Below are 3,886 nucleotides of genomic sequence, written 5' to 3' on the forward strand. Positions count from 1 at the left end.
CGCGCACCCCTGACCGGAACCGTCCCCGGACAGGAATCAACGCGACATCACGGACGCAAGACCAACCGGACGTCGCCGTGAAACAACGAGGCTGGGAACGGATCACGCTGTTCGACCTGTTGCCACAATCCCCGCACCATTCCGAAACCCCTTCACCGTCCGCTGGTCTAGCGATCGTCGCGCTGGTGATCAGGACGGTGGAACCTCGTACGTTCGGCACTTCGGGACGTCCCACAGCCTGTAGAACGTCCCCATGCAGAACGAACGGTTAAGGGCTGTCATGGCATCCGGCGGCTGGACTCATGCCTCATTGGCCAGCGCGACCGGCGTGGACCCGAAGAGCGTGGAACGCTGGGTCAACCTCGGGCGCACCCCACGGCGGGCAACTGCAATCCAGGCGGCCGAGACGTTGGGCGAGGACGTCCACGCCTTGTGGCCGGCGCTCCGGCAAGCACGGGCAGCGCGGGCCGTCAGCCCGGAACTGGTCGCTCTGTACGACCAGCGGGCAGACCTTCCCGTATCCGTGTTCGTGGACCTCCTCGCGGCAGCGCGCGAGCGCATCGACGTCCTGGTCTACGCGGCGGTGTTCCTGCATGAGGCGTATCCCCGGTTGAACGATCTCCTGCGGGAGCGTGCTGCCGACGGGTGCGCGGTACGCATCGCAGTCGGTGACGCGGACAGCGAGAACGTCCAGCAGCGAGGGCAGGAAGAGAAGTTCGGGCACGGCATCGAATCCCGCTGTCGCCTCGCTCTCTTGCACTACCGGCCGTTGGCGACCGTGCCGGGCATCGAGCTTCGGACACACGGCACGACGCTCTACAACACCTTGTACCGGGCTGATGATCAGGTGTTGGTCAATGGCCATGTCTGGGGTGTGAACGCGTACGGTGCGCCCGTGTGGCACCTTCGCCGCCACGACTCCGGCGGCATGTTCGACACCTACGCGGACAGCTTCAATGCCGTGTGGGAGACAGCGCATCCCGTGGAGGCATGACCTGATGGCCCGGACTGAGTACTACGACGATCCTCATGCACCCGAGCCGAACAGCATGGTCGTGGCCACATCGGCGGTGGTCACTGACAGCGAAGGCAGCATCCTGCTGCAACGGCGCACGGACAACGACCTGTGGGCGCTGCCCGGCGGAGGGATGGACCTGGGCGACTCACTGCCCGGCACGGCTGTCCGCGAGGTCAAGGAGGAGACCGGGCTCGACGTGGAGATCACGGGACTGGTCGGCACGTACACGGACCCCCGGCACATCATCGAGTACAGCGACGGCGAGGTCAGGCGACAGTTCAACGTCTGCTTCACGGCCTGCATCACGGGCGGAGAACTGTCCCTCTCGGACGAGAGCACGGAATTGCGGTTCGTGGCGCCGGCAGACCTCGACGCGCTACCCATGCACCACACCCAACGCCTGCGCCTCCAACATTTCTTGGAGCGCCGTCCCGCGCCATACCTCGGCTAACCATGCACTGACAGTCACTTGGCAGGGGTTCAGGGGCCCTTACGGGGCCCGTTCTTGGGTGGCGTGGTGCACGTTGCTGCTGGCCAGGCCGCAGGTGTCAGCCCCAAAACGGGCCTACACCCAGCCCGCGTACTTCGCGCTGGGGCCGGGATCGCCAGCAGGCGTCCGCCCTCAACTTTCGGAGCGCCCTACCCCCTGCGTGCGGTGTTGCGGTGGTTCTAGGGCACTTTTCGTATTGCTTATAGGTTTCTATATGCATTCCAAAAAGCGCGAAGAATCACCGCAACACCGCACCTCACGCTGCTGAGGGCGTCACGTCGCATCGCTCAGTGCCCGGTACAGCGTCGCGCGGGACACCCCGAGAGCTTTCGCAATGGCTGTGACGCTCTCGCCCTTTCCCTTACGGGCCTTGGCCGCAGCAAGCTTGTCCGCGTCCATCACGGCCGGACGGCCGCCCACGCGCCCCTGAGCCCTGGCAGCGTCCAGACCTGCCCGGGTCCGGTCCTTGATCAGGCTGCGCTCAAACTCCGCCATGGCGCCCACCACCTGAAGCATGAGCCGCCCGTCCGGGGTGTTCGGGTCGATGCTGGCCATCGCCCCCGTAAGCACCTTGAAGCCGATCCCACGAGCAGCGAGGGAGTCCACCAGGGTCACAAGGTCGATCAGCGAGCGCGCGAAGCGGTCCAGCTTCCAGACGCACAGGGTATCCCCGGGGCGCGCGTAGTCCAGAGCGGCCGTCAGCTTTGGGCGGTCCGTGTTCTTGCCGGTCGCCTTGTCTGTGAAGATCCGCGAGCAATCCGCCTCAGTCAGCGCGTCGTGCTGCAACTGTGCTTCCTGGTCGTCGGTGGAGACGCGTGCGTAGCCGATCAGGTTTCCCGTGGTCGTTGCCATGCCTCCATCGTCTCAGAATTCGTCTCAAAACATCAAGGCTGCTCGCGTGGTTTTGAGATGGGTTTTGAAGCGCGGATTGGAGGCGCGGAGCACCTTCTCGCGGCCGTCTCGCAAACCATCGTTCCTGGGACGGACGTCTGTGATTACGAGGCGTCACGGCCTCGCGTAGGCCCGTGATTTGTGGCGTGCTGCTGTTCGCAGTGCGGCGCTGCTCGCTGACTGGCACGATTCGGGGGCATGACAACTGACCCGAAGCGCATAGGTGTCCAGTCCCGCGCGATGTAGGACACCTGATGCGGTGGCTGACTGCTGTTGAGCTGCAAGCCGAGCGAGTGTGTGCCCCGTCGCCGTTCACGAACCCTGTCGGCGCGACGCCGCCAGCGCCGAGTGCAGGGCTGGCTCAAGAAGTTGATGCACTGCTGTTCGCCTCCGCGTTGCGGGACTTCCTGAGGGCTGCCGACCTCATCAAGTGGACGGTCAGCGGAAGCCCTGCCATCAGCCCTGTTGACAAGGCCCTTCATGTATTCGCCCTCGCTGTACCGAACCTCACGGACATTCGGGATGTTCTGGAGCACTTCGACGCCTACGAAAGGGGGAAAGGTAAGTTCCAAGAGGCGGCGGCGGGTAAGGGCGAAGATGTCTGGGCCACCCGAATGTTGGCTGATCCTCGCGACGGCAGCCCTTTGCTGTTCCTGATGCCGGGCGACGGACAGAAATGGACTCTGGATGTCCGTGCATCGGCTGTTGCCGCAGAGGTGCTCTACGCATCCATCCAAAAGGCACTCATGGATCATCCGGTGGAATAACCCAGTTCAGATGACGGGATGTCCGTGAGGCCGAGCTTGGTCCGACATGATGCGACTCTGACCCGTACCCATTCCCGGACGGCTGCCGTGTCATGTGCCATGGCTGAGACGTCCTCCGCAGCCTGTTGCGCCTCGCGAATCCATTCAAAGAGTGGGTCCTCACCCAAGATGCTTTGGAGTCTCTGACGTGCTGCTGTAGGCCGCTCTATCAGGGCGGCGGCCACCCCAGCATTGAAACTCTCCCAGAGGTACCCCGGCCGATCAGGGCGTTGCAGGAGGCACTCGCCTACCTTGCCGAGATCGGAGAACCGGGTCCGGACTTCTTCCACCTGGCGGGTTGCTTCAAGGGCGAGGGCATCGGCCACAGCGGCGAACTGTTCCTCCGAGCGGAAGTCCTCCGCCGGCCGCATCCGATCGGCGAAGTCGAACGCCAGGTGGTCGAAGTCCTGCCAGAGCCACATGACCCCGACCGTCAGCCCACTGCCCTGGCTCCAGCGCGGTGACGGGAACTCCACGATGCCTAGCCACCAGCCGTGGTCGTCGATCCAGATTCGGGATCGTCCCTGTTGGCGGAGACCAAGGGGGCGCAGCCGCTTTCGGGCAGCAGTGGTGACCAGTCGGGAGGCAGGGGCGTTTCAAAGTCCCGTTGATCATGTGCGTCCGCAGGCCACGGCCGTGCGAGGGGTCTGGGATGGACCGTCACGAACGCAACGAAACTCC

The 3,886-nt window shown here is 64.4% G+C and carries 5 protein-coding genes; 3 read left to right on the forward strand and 2 right to left on the reverse strand.

All coding sequences use genetic code 11. The annotated features are described in order from the left end of the window. Positions 1-253: 253 nt before the first annotated feature. Both ACIQZO_RS40340 and ACIQZO_RS40345 read left to right on the forward strand, forming a co-directional pair. Positions 254-994: a helix-turn-helix domain-containing protein gene (locus tag ACIQZO_RS40340; RefSeq protein ID WP_403636386.1), complete on the forward strand. Its 741-nt coding sequence runs from the start codon at positions 254-256 to the stop codon at positions 992-994. A 4-nt stretch (positions 995-998) separates the two neighbouring features. Continuing rightward, a complete protein-coding gene (locus ACIQZO_RS40345; RefSeq protein ID WP_403636388.1) occupies positions 999-1,469 on the forward strand; it encodes an NUDIX domain-containing protein in 471 nt (156 codons plus the stop codon). Between the two features lie 312 nt (positions 1,470-1,781). Here ACIQZO_RS40345 and ACIQZO_RS40350 read toward each other — a convergent pair whose 3' ends face one another. Next, positions 1,782-2,360, reverse strand: a complete 579-nt coding sequence (locus tag ACIQZO_RS40350; RefSeq protein WP_403636390.1) for a recombinase family protein — start codon at positions 2,358-2,360, stop codon at positions 1,782-1,784. Between the two features lie 293 nt (positions 2,361-2,653). Here ACIQZO_RS40350 and ACIQZO_RS40355 point away from each other — a divergent pair, with 293 nt between their 5' ends. Further along, positions 2,654-3,166, forward strand: coding sequence for a hypothetical protein (locus ACIQZO_RS40355; RefSeq protein ID WP_403636392.1), 513 nt, complete (start codon positions 2,654-2,656; stop codon positions 3,164-3,166). Here ACIQZO_RS40355 and ACIQZO_RS40360 read toward each other — a convergent pair. Further along, complete coding sequence (locus ACIQZO_RS40360) at positions 3,151-3,627, reverse strand: hypothetical protein (protein ID WP_403636394.1); 477 nt, start codon at positions 3,625-3,627, stop codon at positions 3,151-3,153. The two genes, ACIQZO_RS40355 and ACIQZO_RS40360, sit on opposite strands and share 16 nt — an antisense overlap. Positions 3,628-3,886 lie beyond the last annotated feature (259 nt).

It is taken from the genome of Streptomyces sp. NPDC097617, assembly GCF_044761485.1.
GTDB lineage: Bacteria > Actinomycetota > Actinomycetes > Streptomycetales > Streptomycetaceae > Streptomyces.

Coding starts and splice junctions, on each gene's coding strand:
- ACIQZO_RS40340 (WP_403636386.1), top strand. CDS start 254: ATGCAGAACGAACGGTTAAGGGCTGTCATGGCATCCGGCGGCTGGACT.
- ACIQZO_RS40345 (WP_403636388.1), top strand. CDS start 999: ATGGCCCGGACTGAGTACTACGACGATCCTCATGCACCCGAGCCGAAC.
- ACIQZO_RS40350 (WP_403636390.1), bottom strand. CDS start 2,360: ATGGCAACGACCACGGGAAACCTGATCGGCTACGCACGCGTCTCCACC.
- ACIQZO_RS40355 (WP_403636392.1), top strand. CDS start 2,654: ATGCGGTGGCTGACTGCTGTTGAGCTGCAAGCCGAGCGAGTGTGTGCC.
- ACIQZO_RS40360 (WP_403636394.1), bottom strand. CDS start 3,627: ATGTGGCTCTGGCAGGACTTCGACCACCTGGCGTTCGACTTCGCCGAT.